13 protein-coding genes are annotated in these 23,226 nt (G+C 64.6%); 12 read left to right on the plus strand and 1 reads right to left on the minus strand.

Annotated features, from left to right (window positions below; all coding sequences use genetic code 11):
• Nucleotides 1-88 precede the first annotated feature (88 nt).
• Nucleotides 89-430: a cupredoxin domain-containing protein gene (locus IYX23_RS02275; RefSeq protein ID WP_196391842.1), complete on the plus strand. Its 342-nt coding sequence runs from the start codon at nucleotides 89-91 to the stop codon at nucleotides 428-430.
• A gap of 2 nt (nucleotides 431-432) precedes the next feature.
• Nucleotides 433-1,266, plus strand: coding sequence for an FTR1 family protein (locus IYX23_RS02280; RefSeq protein WP_196391841.1), 834 nt, complete (start codon nucleotides 433-435; stop codon nucleotides 1,264-1,266).
• A 33-nt stretch (nucleotides 1,267-1,299) separates the two neighbouring features.
• Here IYX23_RS02280 and IYX23_RS02285 read toward each other — a convergent pair whose 3' ends face one another.
• Nucleotides 1,300-3,549, minus strand: coding sequence for a penicillin-binding protein 1A (locus tag IYX23_RS02285; protein WP_196391840.1), 2,250 nt, complete (start codon nucleotides 3,547-3,549; stop codon nucleotides 1,300-1,302).
• 281 nt (nucleotides 3,550-3,830) lie between these two features.
• Between IYX23_RS02285 and IYX23_RS02290 the strand changes: the two genes are divergently transcribed.
• The 10 genes from IYX23_RS02290 (at nucleotide 3,831) to IYX23_RS02335 (ending at nucleotide 23,195) form a co-directional block, all read left to right on the plus strand.
• The gene (locus IYX23_RS02290) at nucleotides 3,831-6,305 is read left to right on the plus strand and encodes a TonB-dependent receptor (RefSeq protein WP_196391839.1); all 2,475 of its coding nucleotides are present in this window, start codon (nucleotides 3,831-3,833) and stop codon (nucleotides 6,303-6,305) included.
• Between the two features lie 149 nt (nucleotides 6,306-6,454).
• Nucleotides 6,455-7,573, plus strand: coding sequence for a DNA polymerase III subunit beta (gene dnaN / locus IYX23_RS02295; RefSeq protein WP_196391838.1), 1,119 nt, complete (start codon nucleotides 6,455-6,457; stop codon nucleotides 7,571-7,573).
• Between the two features lie 59 nt (nucleotides 7,574-7,632).
• The gene (locus IYX23_RS20585) at nucleotides 7,633-8,484 is read left to right on the plus strand and encodes an OmpA family protein (RefSeq protein ID WP_196391837.1); all 852 of its coding nucleotides are present in this window, start codon (nucleotides 7,633-7,635) and stop codon (nucleotides 8,482-8,484) included.
• A gap of 175 nt (nucleotides 8,485-8,659) precedes the next feature.
• Nucleotides 8,660-11,062 (plus strand): glycogen/starch/alpha-glucan phosphorylase, encoded by a 2,403-nt coding sequence (locus tag IYX23_RS02305; RefSeq protein ID WP_210330446.1) that lies wholly within the window; start codon nucleotides 8,660-8,662, stop codon nucleotides 11,060-11,062.
• 113 nt (nucleotides 11,063-11,175) lie between these two features.
• Entirely contained in the window at nucleotides 11,176-13,383 is a 2,208-nt protein-coding gene (gene glgB / locus IYX23_RS02310; RefSeq protein ID WP_196391836.1) for a 1,4-alpha-glucan branching protein GlgB, read from the plus strand.
• A 35-nt stretch (nucleotides 13,384-13,418) separates the two neighbouring features.
• Nucleotides 13,419-14,681, plus strand: a complete 1,263-nt coding sequence (gene glgC, locus IYX23_RS02315; RefSeq protein ID WP_196391835.1) for a glucose-1-phosphate adenylyltransferase — start codon at nucleotides 13,419-13,421, stop codon at nucleotides 14,679-14,681.
• Nucleotides 14,678-16,135: a glycogen synthase GlgA gene (gene glgA, locus IYX23_RS02320; RefSeq protein ID WP_196391834.1), complete on the plus strand. Its 1,458-nt coding sequence runs from the start codon at nucleotides 14,678-14,680 to the stop codon at nucleotides 16,133-16,135. The genes glgC and glgA overlap by 4 nt, the downstream gene beginning before the upstream one ends.
• 154 nt (nucleotides 16,136-16,289) lie before the next feature.
• Nucleotides 16,290-20,507 carry a glycogen debranching protein GlgX gene (gene glgX, locus IYX23_RS02325; protein ID WP_196391833.1) on the plus strand — a complete coding sequence of 1,406 codons (4,218 nt, stop codon included), beginning with the start codon at nucleotides 16,290-16,292 and terminating at the stop codon, nucleotides 20,505-20,507.
• Nucleotides 20,497-21,834 (plus strand): peptidoglycan DD-metalloendopeptidase family protein, encoded by a 1,338-nt coding sequence (locus tag IYX23_RS02330; RefSeq protein WP_246716423.1) that lies wholly within the window; start codon nucleotides 20,497-20,499, stop codon nucleotides 21,832-21,834. Before glgX ends, IYX23_RS02330 begins: the two co-directional genes overlap by 11 nt.
• Nucleotides 21,831-23,195, plus strand: coding sequence for a S41 family peptidase (locus IYX23_RS02335; protein WP_018406603.1), 1,365 nt, complete (start codon nucleotides 21,831-21,833; stop codon nucleotides 23,193-23,195). The genes IYX23_RS02330 and IYX23_RS02335 overlap by 4 nt, the downstream gene beginning before the upstream one ends.
• The last annotated feature ends 31 nt before the right edge of the window (nucleotides 23,196-23,226 follow it).

Raw genomic sequence — 23,226 nt, forward strand, 5'->3', positions numbered from 1 at the left:
CCAGACTAGATTGATTGACCTCATGTTTTGGCCTTCTTACTTTCGATGTGGACGCGGCGGGACCGTCGGCGCTCAGCGAACTCGGGAGATGCGGTTTTTGAAGCGCGATTATTTTCTGGGGGTCCTCGTGGCCTCGGCTTTGAGCATCTCCAGCGCCGCTGCGGCTGAAAACGCCTTCACGCTCACGATCAAGGACCACCGCTTCGAACCGGCCGAACTTCGCGTTCCAGCCAATCAGTCGGCGACGCTGACGGTGAAGAATCTCGACGCCACGCCCGAAGAGTTTGAAAGCAAGAGCCTGCGGATCGAGAAGGTGATTCCCGGCAATAGCGAAGCGACCTTCACGCTTCGGCCGCTGAAGGCCGGCCGCTACAAATTCGTCGGCGAGTTCCATGAGGACGCCGCCAAGGGCGAGGTCATCGCGGAATAGGCATGCTCGGCGCGCTCATCATCGTCTTTCGCGAGGCCATCGAGGCCGGTCTCATCGTCGGCATCGTTCTGGCCGTGACGCGCGGCGTCGCCGGCTCGCGCGGCTTCGTCGCGGCCGGCGTCGGAATCGGCGCGCTCGGCGCGATTATCGTCGCCGCCTTCGCAGACAGGCTCTCGCAGGCCTTCGCCGGCAGCGGCCAGGAACTCTTCAACGCGGCGATCCTTGCGATCGCGGTCGTCATGCTCGTCTGGCACAACATCTGGATGGCGCAGCACGGGCGCGAGCTGGCGCAGAACCTTTCCGACGTCGGGCGGGCGGTCGCGCGTGGCGACCAGACGCTCTTCGCGCTGACCGCCGTCGTGGGACTCGCCGTGCTGCGCGAAGGCGCCGAAGTGGCGCTGTTTCTCTACGGCATTCTCGCATCGGGCGAATCCGGCTGGGACGTCTTCGCCGGCGGACTCGCCGGACTGGCGCTCGGCGCGGTGACGAGCGTCGCGACATTCTATGGGCTCCTCGCAATCCCGCCGCGCCGCCTGTTCGCCGTAACGACATGGCTTATCACGCTGCTCGCCGCCGGCCTCGCGGCGCAATGCGTCGCTTTTCTGCAGCAGGCGGGCTTTGTGACGGCGCTCTCCGACACCGCCTGGGACTCATCGTGGCTTTTGTCGGATAAGAGCATCGTCGGCCGGGTGCTGCACACGCTGATCGGTTACGCCGACCAGCCTTCCGGCATGCAGGTCGCGGTGTATCTCGCGACGCTCGCCGTCATCGTCGCCGCCACGAAATTTTTTGCCGCGCGGCCGCCCTCGGCCTCGGTGGGCGCTCCGGCGGAGTAGCGCCGGTCGCCGGCGCGGCGAGCGATCGCCGTCTCAGCCGCCGCCAAAGAGATCCTCAAAAATGCTTCTTTCCGGCGCCCCGCGCCTCTGCCGCGGCCGTTCGATCGAGCCGACCGTGGGGATGTCTTCCGGCGGCAGAAGATCGTCGATCGCGCGCGGCGGCGACCTGGGCGGAGCATCGCGCGGCGCGGGCGACGCCTCCGCTACGGGCGGTTGGTCGAGCGAGTCGCCGGGAATATGCGCAGGCGGTCGCGGCGCCGGCGCCATTCTGGCGGATGGCGGCCGGGGCGCGGGCTTCGACTCCCCGGTGAACAAGCCGATGAGGTCATCCATCGGCTTGGCGATCTCCTCGGGGAGCGCAATGTTCTCCGACCGCCATGCGCCTGAGGGCAGCCCGGCGACGGGCTGGCCCTTCAAGGCGACGCTCATGAAGCGGCTCCAGATTTCGACCGGCAGATTGCCCCCTGAGGCTTTTTTGGTCGGCGAGTTGTCGTCATTGCCGAGCCAGACGCCCGCCACCAGGCGGCCGGTGTAGCCGACGAACCACGCGTCGCGGAAATCCTGGCTCGTGCCGGTTTTGCCCGCGGCGTCCCATCCCGGAAGCTCCGCCTTGCGGGCGGTGCCGGTGAGCAGCGTCTCCCGCATCATGTCGTTCATCATCGCCACATATTGCGGCGCGATGACGCGGCCGAGCGATGCGTTCTTGCGCTGATAGAGAGTCTTGCCGGCGGCGGTCTTCACCTTGAGAATGACATGCGGCTGGACGCCGATCCCGCCATTGGCGAAGGGCGTATAGGCGGCGACGAGCTCCAACGGCGTCACCTCCGACGTGCCGAGCGCGATCGAGGCGTTCGCCTGCAGGTCGGACTGGACGCCGAGGCGATGCGCGGTCTTGGCCACGGCCTTGGGGCCGACTTCGAGGCCGACGCGCACGGCGACGGTGTTGAGCGACAGCGACAGCGCCTTGGTGAGGGTGACGGGCCCGAGATACTGGCGGCTGTAGTTTTCGGGCCGCCAGCCTTTGACGTCGAGCGGACCATCCTCGCGCACCGACTCAGGGGTAAGTCCCTGTTCGAGCCCCGTCAGATAGACAAAGGGTTTGAAGGCGGAGCCGGGTTGGCGTTTCGCCGAGACCGCGCGATTGAACTGGCTGGCCGAATAGTCGCGTCCGCCGACGAGGGCGCGAATCGCGCCGGTGGGATCGAGGGCGACGATCGCGCCCTGAGCGACGCCGAATTTCGCGCCTTTCTCGTCGAGCTCTTGCTTGAGCGCGCCTTCCGCCGCCATCTCCAAGCGCGCGTCGATCGTCGTCGTGACGACGATGTCTTGGTCGATGGCCCCGATGGTGTCGTCGAGCATGTCCATGACATAGTCGGCGGCGTAATTGATCGACCCGGCGCCGATGTCCTGGCGGGCGCGCGCCGGATGCGAAAGCGCCGCCTTCGCCATCGCTTCGGTGATGTGGCCCTCCTGCGCCATGGCCGCGATCACCTGCGCCGCGCGTTCGGCCGCCCCATCCGGATTGCGGTCTGGGGCGAGCTTGCTCGGCGCCTTCATCAGCCCTGCGAGGACGGCGGCTTCTGACAGGGTGATGGTCTTCGCGCCATGGCCGAAATAGCGCTCGGCGGCGGCTTCGACGCCATAGGCGCCGGAGCCGAAATAGACGCGGTTGAGATAGAGCTCGAGGATCTGATCCTTGGAATATTTGCGCTCTAGCCAGAGGGCAAGGATCGCCTCCTGGATCTTGCGCGAGATGGTTCGCTCCTGAGTCAGGAACAGATTTTTGGCGAGCTGCTGCGTCAGGGTCGAGCCGCCCTGCATGCCGCCGCGCCCTGTGACGTTGCGCACGATGGCGCGGCCGATGCCGATCGGATCGACGCCCCAATGCGAATAGAAGCGGCGATCCTCGATGGCGATGAAGGCTTTGGGGACATAGGGCGGGAGGTCCGCGAGCCGGACCGCCGCGCCGCCGGTGTCGCCGCGGTTGGCGAGGAGTTCGCCGTTCACGTCGAGGATCGCGATATTGGGCGGGCGCTTGGGCACCGCGAGCTGGTCGATCGGCGGCAGGCGCGCGCCGTAATAGACGGCGAGGCCGCCACCGGCGATGGCCCCCCAGAGCGCCAGCGTGAAGCTCCAATAGATGAGCGCGCCAAAGAGCGAGCGCGAGCGGCGCCGCGGCTTCTTGCGGGCGCGCGCACGGGGCGGCGGGCGGCGCTCGGCGCGCAATTCGCCGTCTTCGTCGTCGTCGAACCGCGGTTCGCGACGCTTGTCGATGCGCGCCATCGGAGTGCTCGCCTGTCGCCGCCGCAGGGGCCGAAATGCCTGATGAAGCGTAACGAAGGCCGTTTAAGGGCCGGTTAAGGGCGGCGTCCTAATGCCGTCCAGCATTTGAGCGCGGTTAGGCTGTGGCCGAACCGACACAGGTAAGGAAAAATGAAGCAATCATCTTACGCCGCGCTAGACGCAGGCGCCTCTCCTGCTAACGTTAAGCTAATTTACTAAAGAGTGCATACTCTGCGGCTCGCGCCCAGAGCTAAGCTCTGGGGGGATCGCCGATGCGCCACATGCGCCGAACGCCAGCTATTTTCAGCGTCGTCTTCCTCGGCGGGGTCTGGGCGTCTGTCGCGCTCGCCCAACAGGCGCTGCCGACGATCGAGGTCGGCGGCGCTCGGCGGCAGGCAAGCGCTGCGCGGCCCGGCCCACCCGGTCCAGGCCGCGCGCTCGCGCCCGCGCCCGCGCAACAACCGTCCTCGACGCTGCTTGCCTTGCGCGACGCTCCGCGCGTTCCGAGCGCCATGCAGCCGGCGCCGGGCGCGGAGATCGCAACCCTCTCGCGCGCGCAAATCGATAAATCGGTCAATTCGCTGACGACCATGGGCGTGGTGAAATATATGCCGAGCGTCACCGTGCGCGAGCGCTTTATTGGCGACCGCAACGGCATACTGTCCCTGCGCACGAACAGCACGCTCGCTGGCGCGCAGACCATGGTGTTCGCCGACAACGTGCTGCTGTCGAATTATCTCGGAAACAGCCCCAGCTTTCCGCCGCGCTGGGGGATGGTTTCGCCTGCCGAAATCGAGCGTGTGGACATCATGTACGGGCCGTTTTCGGCGGCCTACCCGGGCAATTCAATCAGCGGCGTTATGACGATCACGACGCGGATGCCGGAGAAATTCGAGGTCCATTATCAGGGCGACGGCGCGTTTCAGAACTTCGGCATCTTTGGCGCCAAGGAAAACAACCTCTCAGGCCATATGAATTTGTTGATTGGCGATAAGATTAACAATTTGAGATATTGGGTCGGTTACGACTGGCTCGACGCGCGCGGTCAGTCCGCTGATTTTACGGTCGCCAACCCGACGGTAGGGAGCGGCGGAACGCCCGTCATCGCCAAGGGATGGTTCGACGTTGACCCGCAAGGGCGCCCGCGCCTCATTGCCGCGCTGAACGGTCGCGACCATTCGCAGCAACATCTTGGCAAGGTCAAACTCGATTACGAGTTCCTACCCAATGTGCACGCCAAATATCAGACGGGCTTGTGGTCTTTCGTCTCCGACGCGGTTGTGACTCCCTTCCTGCGTCGCGCCGACAATGGCGCAGAATTCTATAATTCGCCAAGTAACGCCGTGCAGTTCGGCCCTTGGCGTTTCAATCTGCCGGCCACAAATCCGACGCACGCCAACGCCAGCCATCTGATGCAGGCGGCGTCGTTGGTAAAGAAGGATGGCGGCGTTTTCGATTTCGACATCACCGGCACGTCCTATAATTTCCTCCGGGACTATCGCCACGCCGCCGTTCGCTATGGCGTGCAGCCGGGCGGCACGAATGTCGTGCAAACCGGCACATATTGGCGCACGCTTGACGCGCGCGGCACGTGGCGTCCCGAATGGGATCTTTTCGGCAAGCACGAAGTGTCGATGGGCGGCCATTGGGATGTTTATTCGCTGGCCTCGACGCAGACCAATACGCCAGTCTTCACTGACACGTTCTTCACCTCGATTCAGGCGGTTAACACCGGCAAGACGTCAACTAAGGGCGTCTATGTCCAGGACGCATGGCGCTTTCATCCCGACTGGCTGATCAGCGCCGGAGGGCGCGGCGACTTCTGGGAAGCCTTCAACGGCATGAACCAGACGCTGACGGGCTTCAACACCTTCGGCGTTCGAGCGGCGCCGACTTTCTTCACCAATCGTTACAAGCAGTCCTTCTCGCCGAGCGGCGGACTCGTATGGAATGTGTCGCGGGATTTTGTGATGCGCGGCGCGATCGGACGAGCCTACCGCTATCCGACGGTCAATGAATTGTTCCAAAACCTCGTGACCCCGAACGCCATCACCATCGCCAATCCCGATCTTCAGCCCGAGATTTCGACGGTCTATGAGCTGAGCGGAGAATATACGCTTGAGAACCTGTGGGGGTCGATCGGCTGGGCGCGGCCGCGCGTCACCCTATTCATGGACGATCGCTGGAACTCCATCGCCAACCTCATCGATCCGGCTCTTCGAACCAGCGCCAATGTCAATGTCGACAAGGTGCGTTTCCGCGGCGTTGAGGGCGCGATCGACATGAAGGACTTCTTGACGGAACGCCTCGACATTAATGGCAGCGTGACCTTCACCGACGCGAAAACCCTATCCAATTGGCGCCAGCCCAATACGCAGGGCATGCAGTTCCTGCGCATTCCGCGCATCCGCCTGCGCGGTCTTGCCGTCTATACGCCGCCGTGGGAGCCCAATCTCATCCTGTCGGCGGGCGTGCGATACCAAACCGCCGCCTTCAACAACCTCGACAATTCTGACTTCAACCATGACGTGCTTGCCGGCGGCTCCAGTTCGTTCCTGTTTTTCGACGCCAAGGCGAGCTACCGGCTTACGCCCGAGTGGACGCTCGCGGCGGGCGTCGACAATATCGGCCGCTATAAGGCCTATGCCTTCCACCCCTATCCGCAACGCACCTATTATCTGAGCTTGCGATACGACTTCGCCGAAAAGACTCCAGGCGGTTTCATGAAATCCCTGCCGGGTCTAAATGCTTTGTGACGACGTCATTGCGCAGCGCCCGGCCGAAATTCGTGGACGAACCCCCGGCGGCGCGTCACCCGCCCTTGCGCTTCGCGTCCTGCCGCGCCAAAGTCTTCGCCCCGGCGCGGCGGCCTGCCGCGCCGCAATAATATGCGGATTTTCCGGCGATGAAGGTCACCATCGAGAGAGCGGCGCTGTTGCGGGCGCTCGGCCATGTTCACCGCGTGGTGGAGCGACGCACGACCATTCCGATCCTGGCGAACGTGCTGCTGTCCGCCAAGGACGGGGCGCTGACCCTCAAGGCCACCGACCTCGATCTTGAGATTACCGAGAAGACCGCGGCGGAGGTCTCCCAACCCGGCGCGACGACGCTGCCGGCGCATACGCTCTATGACATCGTGCGCAAACTGCCGGAGGGCGCGCAGGTCTCTTTGGAGGCCACCGGCGACGCGGGACAGCTGACGCTGCGCTCGGGGCGTTCGCGGTTCAACCTCTCCAGCCTTCCCGAGAGCGATTTTCCCGACGTCACCTCCGGCGACTTCAGCCACAAGTTCGCGCTCGCGCCGGCGGATCTCAAGCGGCTGATCGAAAAGACGCAGTTCGCCATCTCTTCCGAAGAGACCCGCTACTACCTCAACGGCATCTATCTCCACACACTTGACGTCGAGGGCCGGCCGATGCTCCGGGCCGTCGCGACCGACGGCCATCGTCTGGCGCGGCTGGAGCTTCCCGCGCCCGAAGGCAGCGCGGGCATGCCGGGAATCATCCTGCCGCGCAAGGCCGTCACCGAAGTGCAGCGTCTCATCGAGGATGCGCAGGGAGAGGTTTCAGTCGAGCTTTCGATCAACAAGATGCGGTTCACCTTCGGCGACGCGCTGCTGACGACGAAACTGATCGACGGCACATTTCCAGATTACGGGCGCGTCATTCCCGCCGGCAATGACAAGCGGCTCACTGTGGAGCGCGACGTCTTCGCCAAGGCGGTCGATCGCGTTTCGACGATCTCCTCCGAGCGCGGCCGCGCCGTCAAACTCTCCCTCTCCGACAGCAAGCTCGTGCTGTCCGTCACCAATCCAGACCAGGGCTCGGCGGTTGAAGAACTTGAAGCCGACTATGACGGGCCGCCGCTCGATATCGGCTTCAACGCCCGCTACCTCCTGGACATCACCCAGCAGCTCGACAGCGACACGGCGCTGTTCAAGCTCGCCGACCCCGGCTCGCCGACGCTGGTGCAGGACCGCGACGGGGCCACTGCGCTCTACGTCTTGATGCCGATGCGCGTTTAAGTCTGGGAACGACGCCTTTAAGTCTTGGAGAGACGCGTTCGGCCCGTTAGGGTCGGCGCGTGCTTGTTGAATTCTCTCGCCTCTGGCCGTGGCTTCTCGCCTGTTTCGCCATCGGCGCCGCCGCCGGGGCGTTGACTCGGCGCGCGCCTGAAAATGGCCTCGTCGCCCGCTGGCTGGTGTGGACCGCGCTCGCTTTCGGGGTCGGCGTGCTCATCGTCCGGCTCGGCGCGCTCGACGCCGCCGCGCCTTTGGTCGAGGGCGCGCTCGCGGCCTATGCGGCATTGATTATTGGCGCCGCGCTCGGCGCCTTGGCGCGGCGCCGGTCGATCCGGGCGCATGAGGGCTGGGCCGTAGGGCTGGTCGCCGCCTCGCTCCTCTGGGTCGGAGCGGTCGTGATCGGCCAGTCCGACCGCGAACAGGGTCGCCGCTTCGCCGCGCCGCCAAAAAGCGCGGACGCCGACATGCCGACCGCGCCGTCCCAGCCTGCCGACGATACGGCGACCGCCGACGCGACCATATCCCCCGTCCACGCACAAGGGCCAAGCGCGCCGGCCACGGCCGTATCCGGTGGCATGACGCTCGTCGACTGCCAGACGGCCCTTGAAGCCTCTTCGACGCCCGGCGTGCTGGTCTTTCGCAAAGGCAGCGCGCAACTCACGCCGTCAGCAACGCGCGCGCTCGACAAGGCGGCGACGATCATTCGCCGGTGCCCGGAAAACGCGACGATCGCGGTCAGGGGCCATGTTCGCGGTTCGGGCGCGAAAGCGCCCAATGACGCGCTGGCGCAACGGCGCGCGCAGGCGGCGACCGGCTATCTCGAGGGTCAAGGCGTCGGCGGGCGCCGCCTCGTCGCATCCCGCGGCGATCCGGAGCAGGCGGAAAACCGCGCCCTCACCTTTGAGGTTCGATGAGCAGCGCTCGGCGCCGCAACTTCAGGCGCCGGCGCGCCCGGTGGCGCCAAATTCCAATTCTACGTAAAAAAGCGGCCTCTAAGACCGCCTGGCCGAGAACCCGGTCCGCCGCGAAAGGATCGCCTTGAACGCTTTTGATCCGCCCAAGGCCGCCCATAAGGCCGTCGTCGCCGCGCTGCGCGACGACGTGCAGCGGCGTCTCACTTATACGGTCGGCAAGGACAACGCCGACGCAAGTCCGCGCGACTGGTTCGTCGCGACCGCGCTTGCGACCCGCGATCGGCTCGTTCCTTCTTGGCTCGCTTCGACGAAGCGCAATTATCAGGAAGACCGGCGGCGCGTTTATTATCTCTCTCTCGAATTTCTCATTGGCCGTCTGCTCATCGACACGCTGACGAATCTTGGCCTGACCCAGGCGATGCGCGACGCGCTCGCCGAACTTGGCGTCGATCTCGATATGCTGCGCGCGCTGGAGCCCGATGCGGCGCTCGGCAATGGCGGGCTCGGGCGCCTCGCCGCCTGTTTCATGGACAGCATGGCGACTCTCGAAATCGCCGCCATGGGATATGGCATTCGCTACGACCACGGGCTGTTTCGCCAGACGCTCAAGGACGGCTGGCAGCACGAATATCCCGAAGACTGGCTCTCCTTCGGCAATTCCTGGCAGTTCCCGCGGCCGGAAATCACCTATGACGTCGGCTTTTTCGGCCATGTTGAAAGTTCGCGCCTCGCCGACGGCATGCTGGCGCATGTGTGGCGGCCGGGCGAGACCATCGTCGCCGTCGCCTATGACACGCCTGTCGTCGGGTGGCGCGGCAAACATGTCAACACGCTGCGGCTGTGGTCGGCGAGAGCGCCTGACGCGCTGCGCCTCGACGCCTTCAACCAGGGCGATCATGTGGGCGCGCAATCGGAGCAGGCGCGCGCCGAAGCGATCTCCAAAGTTCTTTATCCAAGCGACTCGACGCCCGCGGGACAGGAGCTGCGGCTGCGGCAGGAATATTTCTTCGCCTCGGCCTCGCTGCAGGATCTGATCCGCCGTCACCTGAGGCAGACCGGCGACATCCACAGGCTTGCCGACAAGGTGGCGATACAGCTCAACGACACGCATCCGGCGATCGGCGTCGCCGAGCTGATGCGGCTTCTCGTCGACGTCCACGGCGTTGAATGGAAGGAGGCCTGGCGCATCACCCAGGCGACCTTCTCTTACACCAATCACACGCTTTTGCCGGAAGCGCTCGAAACCTGGCCGGTGCAGCTGATGGAGCGGCTGCTGCCACGCCACATGCAGATCATCTATCTCATCAACGCCATGCACCTCGACTGCCTGCGCGCCAAGGGCGCGAGCGACGCGGCGACGCTCTCCTCCGTGTCGCTCATCGACGAGCATAACGGACGGCATGTGCGTATGGGCCATCTGGCGTTTCTGGGTTCGCACAAGGTGAATGGCGTCTCGGCGCTGCATAGCGCGCTGGTCAAGGAGACGGTGTTCAAGGATTTCCACCGGCTCTACCCCGACCGCATCGTCAACAAGACCAACGGCGTCACCTTCCGCCGCTGGCTACTCGAGGCCAATCCGCCGCTGTCGCGATTGCTCGCCGACACGATTGGCGCTGGCGTTTTCGATGAGCCGGAGCGACTGATCGAGCTTGAGAAATTCGCCGACGACGCCGAGTTCCAGAACCGATTTGCGGCGGCCAAGCGCGAAAACAAGGCGCGCCTTGCGACGACGATCTTCGAGCGCGTCGGCGTCAGAGTCGATCCTGCCGCACTCTTCGACGCGCAGATCAAGCGCATTCACGAATATAAGCGCCAGCTTTTGAACGTGCTTGAAGCCGTCGCGCTCTATCAGGACATCGTCGCGCAGCCCGCCCGCGAATTTGCGCCGCGGGTGAAGATCTTCGCCGGCAAGGCGGCGGCGAGCTATCATCAGGCGAAGCTCATCATCAAGCTCGCGAACGATGTGGCGAAGGTCGTGAACGCCGATCCGGCGACGCGCGAGCTTTTGAAGATCGTGTTCCTGCCGAATTACAATGTGAGCCTCGCCGAGACGATCATTCCGGCGGCTGATCTTTCCGAGCAGATTTCGACCGCCGGCATGGAGGCGTCCGGCACCGGCAATATGAAATTCGCGCTCAACGGCGCGCTCACCATCGGCACGCTTGACGGCGCCAATGTCGAAATCAGGGAGCGCGTCGGCGACGACAATATCTTCATCTTCGGCCTCACGGCGCAGGAGGTCGAGCAGAGCCGTGCGAAGGGCATCGACGCGCGCGAGACCATCGCCGCGAGTCCCCGTCTCGCCGAGGCGCTGCGGGCCATCGCCGCCGGCGTCTTTTCGCCCGACGATCCGCATCGCTATGCGCAGCTTGTCGATACGCTGACCTATTACGATCACTTTCTGGTCGCGAAGGACTTCGACGCCTATTGGGAGGCGCAGCGCCGCGTCGACGCGCGCTGGCGGGACCAGAAAGCATGGCGGCGGTCGAGCATTCTCAACACGGCGCGTGTTGCATGGTTTTCCTCCGACCGCACGATCCGCGAATATGCGGAAGAGATCTGGAATGTCGCCGTGTGAGTAAGACTGCGTCATTGCGAGCGAAGCGAAGCAATCCAGCGTCGTTCGATCATATCTGGATTGCTTCGTCGCTTCGCTCCTCGCAATGACGATGCTGCTTCAAGGACGTGAGAGTGACAAAAGCCGACTGGCGCGCTTCCGCGGACGACATCGACGCCATCCTCGGCGCGCGCCATGGCGATCCCTTCGCCGTGCTCGGCCTGCATGAAACGCCCGCGGGCTATGTCATACGCGCGTTCGTTCCGGGCGCGACGCGAGTGGAGGCGGTTGCGCCCGACGGCGCCATGACCGCGCCGCTGGGTCGCGTTCACGCCGACGGCTTCTTCGAAGGGCTGACGACGTTGAAGGGGCGCGCGCGCTACCGCCTTGTCGCCTCGAACGACGCGGCGCGATGGGAATTCGCCGACCCTTACGCCTTTTCCCCGGTGCTCGGTCCCACAGACGATCATCTGCTCGTCGAAGGCGCGCATCAGAAGCTCTATGACAAGCTCGGCGCGCATGTGCTGACGCATGAGGGCGTCGAAGGAACGCATTTCGCCGTCTGGGCGCCGAACGCCAGACGCGTCTCCGTCGTCGGCGACTTCAACCAATGGGACGGCCGCCGTGCGCAGATGCGCAAGCGGATCGACAGCGGCGTCTGGGAAATCTTCGTTCCCGGCGTCGGGGCGGGCGCGAATTACAAATATGAAATCATCGGGCGGCATGGCGAGCTCTTGCCGCTCAAAGCCGACCCGCTCGGCTTCGAGGCGGAGCTGCGCCCCTCGACGGCGTCCGTCGTCGCCTCGAACGCGCCCTATCACTGGGGCGACGAGAGTCACATGCGCGCGCGCGCTGAAGTCGACCCGCGACGTTCGCCCATGTCGGTCTATGAAGTGCATCTGCCGTCGTGGCGACGCGGCGAAAACGGACGCTTCCTGACCTACGATGAGCTTGCCGATCAGCTCGTGCCCTATGTCGCCGATCTCGGCTTCACCCATATCGAGCTGATGCCGATCAACGAGCATCCGCTCGACGCCTCCTGGGGCTATCAGCCGATCGGGCTCTTTGCGCCGACGCGGCGGCATGGCGATTCCTATGGCTTTCGCCGCTTCGTCGATCGCGCGCATCAGGCGGGCCTCAGCGTCATTCTCGACTGGGTTCCGGCGCATTTTCCGACCGATGAACATGGCCTCGCGCAATTCGACGGCGGGCCGCTCTTTGAGCATTCTGATCCCAAGCGCGGTTTTCATCCCGACTGGAACACCGCGATCTATGATTATGGGCGTCGCGAAGTGGCGAATTTTCTCATCGCCAGCGCGCTCTATTGGCTTGATCGCTTCCACATCGACGGGTTGCGCGTCGACGCCGTCGCCTCCATGCTCTATCTCGACTATTCGCGAAAGCCGGGCGAATGGTCGCCCAATCCCGACGGCTCCAACGACAATCGCGACGCCGTCGCCTTTCTTCAAAGGTTCAATGAACGCGTCTACGCGCTTTATCCGGGCGTCGTGACGATCGCAGAAGAATCCACCGCCTGGGGCGGCGTGACGCGGCCGACATATGCCGGCGGCCTCGGCTTCGGCTTCAAATGGAACATGGGGTGGATGAACGATACGCTGCGCTATCTTTCGTCCGAACCCGTCCATCGCAAATGGCGCCATAGCGAGCTGACCTTCGGCCTGCTCTACGCCTTCACCGAAAACTTCGTGTTGCCGATCTCTCATGACGAGGTCGTGCACGGCAAGGGCGCGGTCGTCGGCAAGATTCCCGGCGACGAATGGCGCCGCTTCGCGACCGCCCGCGCCTATTACGGATTCATGTGGGGCCACCCCGGCAAGAAGCTTCTGTTTATGGGCCAGGAATTCGGCCAGACGAATGAATGGAATTTCGCGAGCAGCCTCGACTGGTGGTTGCTCGATTTTCCCCCGCATCGGGGGCTTCAGGCGTTTATCCGCGATCTCAACCGCGTCTATCGCGATCACGAGGCGCTCTATGCGCGCGACTGCGAGGCCGAAGGCTTCCAGTGGATCGTCGCGGACGACGCGGAGAGTTCGGTATTCGCCTTCGCGCGTTTTGGCGCGGATCGCTCCCGCGCGATCGTCGTCGTCACGAATTTCACGCCGGTGACGCGCAGCGCCTATAGGCTTGGCTTGCCGCGCGCCGGACGCTGGCGTGAACTCGTCAATTCCGACGCTGCGGTTTATGGCGGCTCTGGACTTGGCAATCTCGGCGCCATTCATGCGCGCGCCGAAGCGTTCCGCGACTTTCCCGCGAGCGCCGAGATTCTTCTGCCGCCGCTTTCGACTCTCTTCTTCGCATTCGAAAGCGATGCTCTACAATAAGCGGCGAATCGCGCCGCCGTCGATGGGAACTGGCGATGTCCGCCTTTGAAAATCCGCCCCTGGCGCGCCACGCCATGGCCTATGTCCTTGCCGGCGGCCGCGGCGCGCGGCTGATGGAATTGACCGACAGGCGCGCCAAGCCCGCAGTTTATTTCGGCGGCAAGTCGCGCATCATCGACTTCGCGCTCTCCAATGCGCTCAACTCCGGCATCAGGCGCATTTGCGTTGCGACGCAGTACAAGGCGCATAGCCTCATCCGCCATTTGCAGCGCGGCTGGAGCTTCTTTCGCACCGAACGCAACGAGAGCTTCGATATTCTGCCGGCGAGCCAGCGCGTGTCTGAAGACCACTGGTATCTCGGCACGGCGGACGCCGTCTATCAGAACCTCGACATCGTCGAGAGCTATGATCCCAAATATATCGTGCTGCTCGCGGGCGATCACGTCTACAAGATGGATTACGAGCCCATGCTGCAGCAGCATGTGGATTCCGGCGCCGACGTGACGATTGGCTGTTTCGAGGCGCCGCGCGCAGAGGCGTCCGGCTTCGGCGTCATGCATGTCGACGAAAACGACCGCATCATCTCCTTCATCGAAAAGCCGCGCGATCCGCCGGCAATGCCGGGACATCCGGACCGTGCGCTCGTCAGCATGGGCATCTATGTTTTCGAGGCGAAGTTTCTCTACGAGCAATTGCGCCGCGACGCCGCTGAGACGCTCTCGACGCATGATTTCGGCAAGGATTTGATCCCCTACATCGTCTCGCATGGCAAAGCCGTCGCGCATCATTTCGAGCGCTCCTGCGTGCGCGCGGCAAGCGAGCCCAACGCCTATTGGCGTGACGTCGGCACGGTCGACGCCTATTGGGCGGCCAATATCGATCTCACCGATTTCACGCCGCAGCTCGATCTTTACGATCGCAACTGGCCGATCTGGACATATGCCGAAATCACCCCGCCGGCGAAATTCGTGCATGATCAGGTCGGACGGCGCGGACAGGCGCTGTCCTCGCTCGTCTCGGGCGGCTGTATCGTTTCCGGCTCGACGCTGCGCCGAACGCTGCTCTTTACCGGCGTGCGCGTGAATTCCTACGCGACCGTCGAGAACGCCGTCGTCCTGCCCTATGTCGACGTCGGCCGCTCGGCGCGGCTCACCAACGTCGTCGTCGACCGCGGCGTGCAGATCCCGCAGGGCCTCGTCGTCGGGGAGGACCCGGCGTTCGACGCCGCGCGTTTCCGCCGAACAGAGGGCGGGATCTGTCTCATCACCCAGCCGATGATCGACAGGCTCTGTGCATGAGTGCGCTGCGCGCGCTCGCCATCGCTTCGGAGATGGCGCCCTTCGTCAAGACCGGCGGGCTCGCCGATGTCGTCGGCGCGCTGCCCCATGCGCTCGCCGCTGAAAACATCGAGCTGCGCACGCTGATCCCCGGCTATCCCGACGTAATCGCCACGCTGGGCGCGGGCGAAACGGTTCTTGAGTTCGACGACCTCTTTGGCGGTCCGGCCTGGATCCACGCGGCGCGCCATAACGGACTCGCGATTTATGCGCTCATCGCGCCGCATCTTTATGCGCGCGAAGGCGGGCTCTACACGGGACCGGACGGCGCCGATTATTCCGACAACGCCTTCCGCTTCGCGGCGCTCGCCTGGGCCGGCGCGCAGATCGGGCTCGGCGCGCTCGATGGATTTACGCCCGATGTCGTGCATGCGCATGACTGGCAGGCGGCGCTCGCGCCGGCCTATATGCATTATGCAGAGCGGCCGCGGCCGGCGACGATCGTCAGCATCCACAACATCGCGTTCCAGGGGCAGTTTTCCAAGGAGCTGCTCGAGCCGCTGCGACTGCCGCCCCGCGCGTTCGATATCGATGGCGTCGAATATTACGGCGCGATCGGTTTCCTGAAGGCTGGCCTGCAACTCGCCGACCGCATCACCACGGTGTCGCCAAGCTATGCGCGCGAGATCGAGACGCCGGAATTCGGCATGGGCCTCGAGGGCCTGTTGCGCGCGCGCGCGGATTGCGTGAGCGGCATATTGAACGGCGTCGATGAAGAGACGTGGGATCCCGCGACCGACGCGCATCTTGGTACGCGCTATGATCATTGGAGCCTGCCGTCGCGCGCCAGGAACAAGGCGGCTTTGCAGAAACGTCTGCGACTGCGCGTCGACCCCGACGCCTTTCTCCTCGGCGTCGTCAGCCGGCTGTCGTGGCAGAAGGGGCTCGACCTGCTGCTCGACGTTTTGCCGCAGTTCATGCGCGGACGCGCGCAACTCGCGCTGCTCGGCGCTGGAGATAAAGCGCTGGAGGAAGGATTTGTCGCTGCAGAAGCCGCGCATCCCGGCCGAGTGGGCGTTCATATCGGCTATAGCGAAGAGCTTGCGCATATGATCCAGGCGGGCGCCGACGCGTTCCTCGTTCCGTCGCGCTTCGAGCCATGCGGACTGACGCAGCTTTATGCGCTCCGTTATGGCGCCGTGCCGATCGTTTCGCGCGTCGGCGGGCTGAAAGATACGATCGTCGACGCCAATGAAATGGCGCTGCAGGCCGACGTCGCCACCGGCCTGCAATTTTCGCCAACGACCGCCGAGGCGCTCGCCCTCGCCTTGCGTGAAGCCGAACGTTTGTTCGAGGACGCCGAGACGTGGCGCAAGATTCAGGTCAACGGCATGAGAACGGACGTCTCCTGGCGCAATCCGGCGCGCCGCTACGCGAAGCTCTTTCGGGACGCGGCCGCCGCGAGGGTTGGGTGACTGTTTCGGCGATAAAGCCCCCTCCCTGTCCCTCCCCCGCTTGCGCGGGAGAGGGAACCCTAGCGATCGGCATAGCGCGCGATGTGCGACATGCGCCGCGTCTGCCCCCCTCTTCCGCAAGCGAAGCGCAGCGGGGGAGGGATGGGGAGGGGGCATGACCGGCCGCCTCGCCGACGGAACTCCAGAACCGCTTGGCGTCACGCCGGACGCGAGCGGCGCGAATGTCGCGGTGTTTTCCGCTCACGCCGAGGCGATCGAGATCTGTCTCTTCGATGACGCCGACGAAGAGATCGCCCGCATAAAATTGCCGGCGCGCAGCGGCGACGTCTTTCATGGCTATATTGAGGGCCTCACAGAAGGCCAGCGCTATGGCTTTCGCGCCTATGGACCCGATGCGCCGGAGGCGGGCCATCGCTTTAATCCGGCGAAGCTGCTCGTCGATCCTTACGCGCTCGCGCTCGATCGCGTCTTCACGCTGCATCCTTCGCTATTCGCTTATGGCGACGCCGCGAACGCCGACAGCGCCGCGCATCTGCCGAAAGCGATCGTCACGAAGCCAGTCCCTGCCGAGTCGCTGCGGCCAAAGCATCCCTGGCGCGATACGATCATCTACGAGCTTCACGTCAAGGGTTTCACCGCGACCCATCCCGACATCCCGCAACATCTGCGCGGGACCTTCGCCGGTCTCGCGCATGACGCGGGAATCGCGCATCTGACGCGGCTCGGCGTGACGACGCTGGAGCTTTTGCCCTGCGCGGCGTGGCTCGACGAGCGTCACCTGCCGCCGCTCGGGCTTTCCAATTACTGGGGCTACAATCCGATCGCCATGATGGCGCCCGACCCGCGTCTCGCGCCGGGCGGCTGGCGTGAAGTTCGCGAAGCCGTCGACAGACTTCACGGGGCCGGGCTCGAAGTCATTCTCGACGTCGTCTTCAACCATACCGGCGAAAGCGACGAATTCGGGCCGACCGTCTCGTTCCGAGGATTGGACAACGCCAGCTATTACCGGCTTGCCGACGACGGCGCGCGTTACGTCAATGACTCGGCCTGCGGCAATATTCTCGATTGCGGGCGCGCGCCTGTCGTGCGGCTCATCATGGATGCGCTGCGCGCCTGGGCGGTCTATGGCGGCGTCGATGGCTTTCGCTTCGATCTCGCGACGACGCTCGCGCGTCGCCCTTCGGGATTCGATCGCGACGCGCCATTGCTTTCGGCGCTTCGGCAAGACCCGATGCTGCGCGATTTAAAGCTCATCGCCGAGCCCTGGGACATGGGCCCAGGCGGCTATCGGCTCGGCGACTTTCCCGAGCCTTTCGCCGAATGGAACGATCGCTATCGCGACAGCGCGCGCGGTTTCTGGCGCGGCGACTCCTGCGGCGTCGCCGAACTCGCGACGCGATTCGCCGGCTCGCAGGACGTGTTTGCGCGCAGGTGCCCCTCACGCAGCGTCAATTTCATTACGGCGCATGACGGCTTCACTTTGCGCGATCTTGTCTCCTACGCGCATAAGCACAATGAAGCGAATGGCGAAGAGAACCGCGACGGCGCCGACCACAATCTTTCCTGGAACAATGGCGCCGAAGGCGAGAGCGAAGACGCCGCGATCCATGCGGCGCGGGCGCGGGATGCGCGCAATCTGCTCGCCACGCTCATTTTCTCTCGCGGAACCCCGATGCTGGCCATGGGCGCGGAGTTGGGTAAGACGCAGTCCGGCAACAACAACGCCTATGCGCAGGACAACGCCCTCTCATGGATTGATTGGGCGCGCGCCGACGATGGACTGATCGAGACGACGGCGAAGCTCATCGCGCTGCGCAAGCGACACTTGGCCTTGCGCGAGGATCGCTTTCTCGACGGCGCGCCGCGTGACGCTTCGCTTATCCCCGATGTCGAATGGTTGCGTCCCGACGGCGCGCCGATGCGCGAAGACGACTGGCGCGACGGCGAGGCGCAAACGCTTGTCGTCGCGTTTTATGCCGAAGACGATCGCGTCATCGTCATTCTGCATCGCGGCGCTGGCGAGATTATCGTGCGCCCGCTGCCCGCTCGCGACAATCACGGCTGGAAATTGGCGTTCAATTCGGCGAAGGACGGCGCGGACGAAGACATTGAAGGAAGCATTTCCGTCGCGCCGCGCTCCGTCGCGCTTCTCGTCGAGGAAAGGCGCGCATCGCGCCGGTCTATTGCGCCTGCTTCGGAAGACATCCTCTCGCGTCTCGCCGAGGCGACCGGTGTTGAACGACAATGGCGAGATGTGGAAGGCGCGCTGCACGACGTTCCGCGCGAGACGGTCTGCGCGCTGCTGGCGCAGCTCGGCTTTCCGGCCGGAACGCTCGATGAGGCCCGCGAGAGTCTCGCGCGTCTTTCAGACTTTCGCGACAGACGCACGTTGCCGGCGAGCCTTTCGGCGCAGGAGGGCAAGTCCTTCACGCTTCGGCTCGCCGCGCGCAACGGACGCACGCCGAGCTGGATCGTCGTCACGCAGGAAGACGGAAGCTGTTCGCGCATCGCCCTTCGTGGGGAGAACGCCACGCCGCTCACATGGCGCGGACTCGACGGGCGCCGCTGCGACGGCGTCGAAGCGCGAATGCCGCCGATGCCTGCCGGTCGTCATCATTTGTCGCTCGACAGCGTCGACTGTGCGCTCACCGTCGCGCCGCCGGGCTGTTATCTGCCTCACGACGCGGCCCCCGCATTCGGCCTGTCGGCGCAGCTGTATTCCGTTCGCCGCGACGGCGATCAGGGAATCGGCGACTTCTCGACGCTTACCGAACTCACGCGCGCCGGCGCCAAAGCCGGCGCCGCGCTTATCGCGATCAATCCGCTGCACGCCTTGTTTGCGCAAGATCGCACGCGCGTCAGTCCGTATTATCCGTCCGACCGGCGGTTCCTCGATCCGCTCTATATTGATGTCTCCGGATTGGGGCGCATGCTCGGCGCGCCGATTGATTTCGACGAGAAGACCGCTGCGGGTCTCAGCGGCGCCACGGATGTCGACTATCCCGGCGTTCATGCGCTGAAGATGGTGGCGCTCGAACGCGCCTTCGCCATCTTCCTTGATCTGTCGCGCCGCCAGCCTGACGCCGCGCCCGCCGCATCGTTCCAGCGCTTCATTGCACAAGGCGGGGCGGCGCTTGACCGCTTCTGCTTGTTCGCGGCGATCAGCGAGGCGCGCAACGGCCAAAGCTGGCGGATGTGGCCGCAAGAGCTGCGCGAAGGACGCGCCGCGGCGTTGACCGCCTTCGCGAGCGAACATGCAACGTGCGTCCAATTTCACCAATTTCTGCAATGGCTCGCCGATGCGCAATTTGCGCATGCGGCGCAGGATGCGCGCGCCGCCGGTCTGTCGCGCGGCTTCTGCCGCGACCTCGCCATCGGCGCGGCGCCCGACGGCGCCGAGAGCTGGAGCCGCGCGGGCAGTTTCGTCGAGGGTTTTTCGATCGGCGCGCCGCCCGACGCGTTCAGTCGCGAAGGCCAGAACTGGGGATTGCCGCCGCCAAATCCAATCGAGATGGAGAAAAGCGGCGGCGCCGATTTCGCGGAGCTGTTGCGCGCCAATATGCGCCATGCGGGCGCGCTGCGCATCGACCACGTCATGGGCCTCGCGCGGCTTTTCGTCATACCGGACGGCGAAAAGCCCGCCGCCGGCGCCTATCTCAGCTATCCGTTCGAGACCTTGATGGGTCAGCTCGCGCTCGAAAGCCAACGCGCGCAATGCGTCGTCGTTGGCGAAGATCTCGGCACGGCGCCATGGGGCTTCCGCGAGCGGATCGAACACGCCGACGTGCTGAGCTACCGGGTTCTATGGTTCGAACGTTCGGGAGAGGGCTTCGCGTCGCCGACGCACTATCCGAAGAAAGCCATGGCCTGCGTTTCAACGCATGACTTGCCGACGCTCGAAGGCTGGTGGGCGGCGGCGGACATCGCCGAGAAGGAAGCCCTGGGGCTGATCGCGCCCGACACGGCCGAAGCCGCCCGCGCCGCGCGCCGCGCGGAAAAAGACGCGCTCCTCGAAGCGCTTCGCGCGCAGTCGCTGATCGATGATGGGCGCCGTTCGTCGGGCGCCTTCGATGATCTCTTGGCTCAGGCGCTCCATGCTTTCATCGCGCGCACGCCATCCTTGCTCGCCATGGCGCAACTCGACGATCTCGCGGGGGAAACGCAGGCGATCAACCTGCCCGGCACCGATCGCGAACGTTTGAACTGGCGCCGCAGACTGCCAGAATCGATCGACGCGCTCTTTGATTCGCGCCGCGCGCGCGCGATCCTCGCCGGGCTTCGCCGCAATGTGGACGCGATTGCCGGCGCATATCGGCCTCCGGGCGAAATTGATGCCGCGGACGGACATGAGCGTTTCGAGCATGGCGGGTAACGAAGCCACGGAGCGCGGGCTCATCTCTGCGGCGCTCCTTGCGATTTCTGTCGCATTTTCCGCGCATGCCGAACAACAAGGCCCGGACGCCAAAGACATCTCGTCAAAGCAACAAGAATTGCGCGGCGTCGAAGACACGATGGGCGCCGCCCGGGAGCGCGCGCGTCGACTCGAAGAGCAGCTTGTCGATCATGCCGCCGCGCGCGAACGGCTGAATGGCGCGCTCATCGAAGCGACGCAGCGGCTGCAGGAGACGGAAGGGCGCGCGGCTGAAATCGAAGAGCGGCTTTCGGCGCTCACCGAGAACGAGCGCAAGATCGTCTCCTCGCTTGAGAGCCGCCGCGGATTGATCATGGAGATCCTTACCGTCCTGCAACGGATGGGCCGTAAGCCGCCGCCGGCGCTGATCGCGCGTCCGAACGAGATTCTTGAGGCCGTCCGGGCGTCGCTCGCGCTCGGCGCCCTGTTGCCGCAAATGCGCGCCGAAGCGCGCCAGCTGCAGCACGATCTTTCGGAACTCGAGCAGGTGCGCGATGGCGTTCGGCATGAGCGCGAACGCCTCGCGGAGCAGCAAGCGAGTCTCACCGCTCAGCGCGAAAGGCTCGCCCCGATGATCGGGGAACGTCAGGAGGCGCTTTCCACCGCGCAAAGCGCCTTGCAGGCGGAGACGGAGCGCGCGCGCACGCTGGCGCAGCGCGCCACCAGCCTCAAGGACCTGATCTCGCGCATGGAGGCGGACAGCGCGGCGGCGCGGCGCGCGGCGGAGGCGGCGCGCAAGGCCGACGACGAGCGCGCCAAAGCTCAAGCAATGCTTTCGGAGCGAGAGCGGCTCAAAGCGTTGTCTGCGCCGTTCAAGGATCCGGCGCGACTTGCGCCCGCCGTCGCTTTCATGGATCTTAAAGGCCGACTGCCGGCCCCGGCCGCGGGATCGGTCGTGCGGCGTTTCGGCGCGCCAGACGGTTTTGGCGGCAAGGAGAAGGGCCTGTCGATCGCGGCGCGCGAGAATGGGGTGGTTATCGCCCCTTGCGACGGATGGATCGCTTTTTCAGGGCCTTACCGAAGTTATGGACAACTCTTGATCATTAACGCCGGCGGCGGTTATTATGTGGTCCTGGCCGGCATGAGTCGCACCAATGTGAACGTGGGACAGTTCGTTCTCGCAGGTGAGCCGGTTGCCAGCATGGGAGACGGAGCCGCGCAAACCGCGGCGACCATCGCAATCGGCGCGAAACAACCCATTCTTTATGTTGAGTTCCGCAAGGACGGAGCGTCAATCGACTCGGGCCCATGGTGGGCAAAGTCAGACAGTCGGAAGGTCGGCGGATGATTCGCAAAACAGCCCTTATCGCCACAGGAATCGCAATTGGAGCGGGATGCGCCACGCTTGGCCAGCAGGCGCGCGCCGTCATCGGCGCTCCGGCTCAAGCCGCTTCCGCCGACACCTACAAGAACCTCAGCCTGTTCGGCGACGTGTTCGACAAGGTGCGCGCCGACTATGTCGAGAAGCCCGATGAGCAAAAGCTCGTCGAAAACGCCATCAACGGCATGCTGACCTCGCTCGATCCGCATTCGAGCTACCTTGACGCCAAGGCCTTCAAGGATATGCGGACGCAGACCGAGGGCAAGTTCGGCGGCCTCGGCATCGAGGTCACCCAGGAAGACGGGCTCGTGAAGGTCGTCACGCCGATCGACGACACGCCGGCGTCGCGCGCCGGAATCATGTCCGGCGATCTCATTGGCGCCATCGACGACGAGACCGTGCAGGGCATGACGCTCAATCAGGCCGTCGACAAAATGCGCGGCGCGATCAACACGCCTGTCAAGCTGACGCTCTTCCGCGGCAAGAACAAGGATAAGGTCGAGGTCAAGCTCGTCCGCGCCGAGATCCACATCAAATCCGTGCGCTCGCGTAAACAGGGCGACGACATCGCCTATGTCCGTATTTCGCAGTTCAATGAAGAGACCGCGGAAGGCCTGCGCACCGCCATGGCCAAGGCGCAGCAGGACATTCCCGCCGACAAGTTCAAAGGCTACATCCTCGATCTGCGCAACAATCCGGGCGGCTTGCTGGACCAGTCCATCCAGGTCGTCAACTCTTTCATCGACAAGGGCGAGATCGTGTCGACGCGCGGCCGCAACGCCGACGAAACCCAGCGCTACAACGCCCGCGGCTCCGGCGATCTGTCGAAGGGCAAGCCTGTCGTCGTGCTGATCAACGGCGGTTCGGCCTCGGCGTCCGAAATCGTCGCCGGCGCTTTGCAGGATCACAAGCGCGCGACGCTGATCGGGACGCGGTCCTTCGGCAAGGGTTCGGTGCAGACGATCATTCCGCTCGGCGGTTCGAGCGGCGCGCTGCGCCTGACGACGGCGCGCTATTACACGCCGTCCGGCCGCACGATCCAGGCCAAGGGCATTGATCCCGACATGATCATCCTGCAGGACGTGCCGGACGAGCTTAAGGGCAAAGACGACACCAAGGGCGAAGCGTCGCTGAAGGGCCATCTCAAGACTGGCGACGAGGAAAAGACCGGCTCGCAAGCCTATGTCCCGCCGGATGAGGCGAAGGACAAGCAGCTCACGGCCGCGGTCGAGCTTCTGCACGGCAAGCCGAGGGCGCAGATCCTCGCCGAACAGTCCAAGGAAGTCGCCAAGGACACGACCAAGCCGCCGTCAAAGGCCGCCAATTGACGGTGATGGCCGTGCGGCTTAGACGGTCGGC

Source organism: Methylocystis sp. L43 (assembly GCF_015709525.1).
Taxonomy (GTDB): Bacteria; Pseudomonadota; Alphaproteobacteria; order Rhizobiales; family Beijerinckiaceae; genus Methylocystis.

Bases quoted from the DNA above. Each gene is read 5' to 3' on its own strand.
- IYX23_RS02275 (WP_196391842.1), top strand. From the start codon at position 89: ATGCGGTTTTTGAAGCGCGATTATTTTCTGGGGGTCCTCGTGGCCTCG.
- IYX23_RS02280 (WP_196391841.1), top strand. From the start codon at position 433: ATGCTCGGCGCGCTCATCATCGTCTTTCGCGAGGCCATCGAGGCCGGT.
- IYX23_RS02285 (WP_196391840.1), bottom strand. From the start codon at position 3,549: ATGGCGCGCATCGACAAGCGTCGCGAACCGCGGTTCGACGACGACGAA.
- IYX23_RS02290 (WP_196391839.1), top strand. From the start codon at position 3,831: ATGCGCCGAACGCCAGCTATTTTCAGCGTCGTCTTCCTCGGCGGGGTC.
- dnaN (WP_196391838.1), top strand. From the start codon at position 6,455: ATGAAGGTCACCATCGAGAGAGCGGCGCTGTTGCGGGCGCTCGGCCAT.
- glgC (WP_196391835.1), top strand. From the start codon at position 13,419: ATGTCCGCCTTTGAAAATCCGCCCCTGGCGCGCCACGCCATGGCCTAT.
- glgA (WP_196391834.1), top strand. From the start codon at position 14,678: ATGAGTGCGCTGCGCGCGCTCGCCATCGCTTCGGAGATGGCGCCCTTC.
- glgX (WP_196391833.1), top strand. From the start codon at position 16,290: ATGACCGGCCGCCTCGCCGACGGAACTCCAGAACCGCTTGGCGTCACG.
- IYX23_RS02330 (WP_246716423.1), top strand. From the start codon at position 20,497: ATGGCGGGTAACGAAGCCACGGAGCGCGGGCTCATCTCTGCGGCGCTC.
- IYX23_RS02335 (WP_018406603.1), top strand. From the start codon at position 21,831: ATGATTCGCAAAACAGCCCTTATCGCCACAGGAATCGCAATTGGAGCG.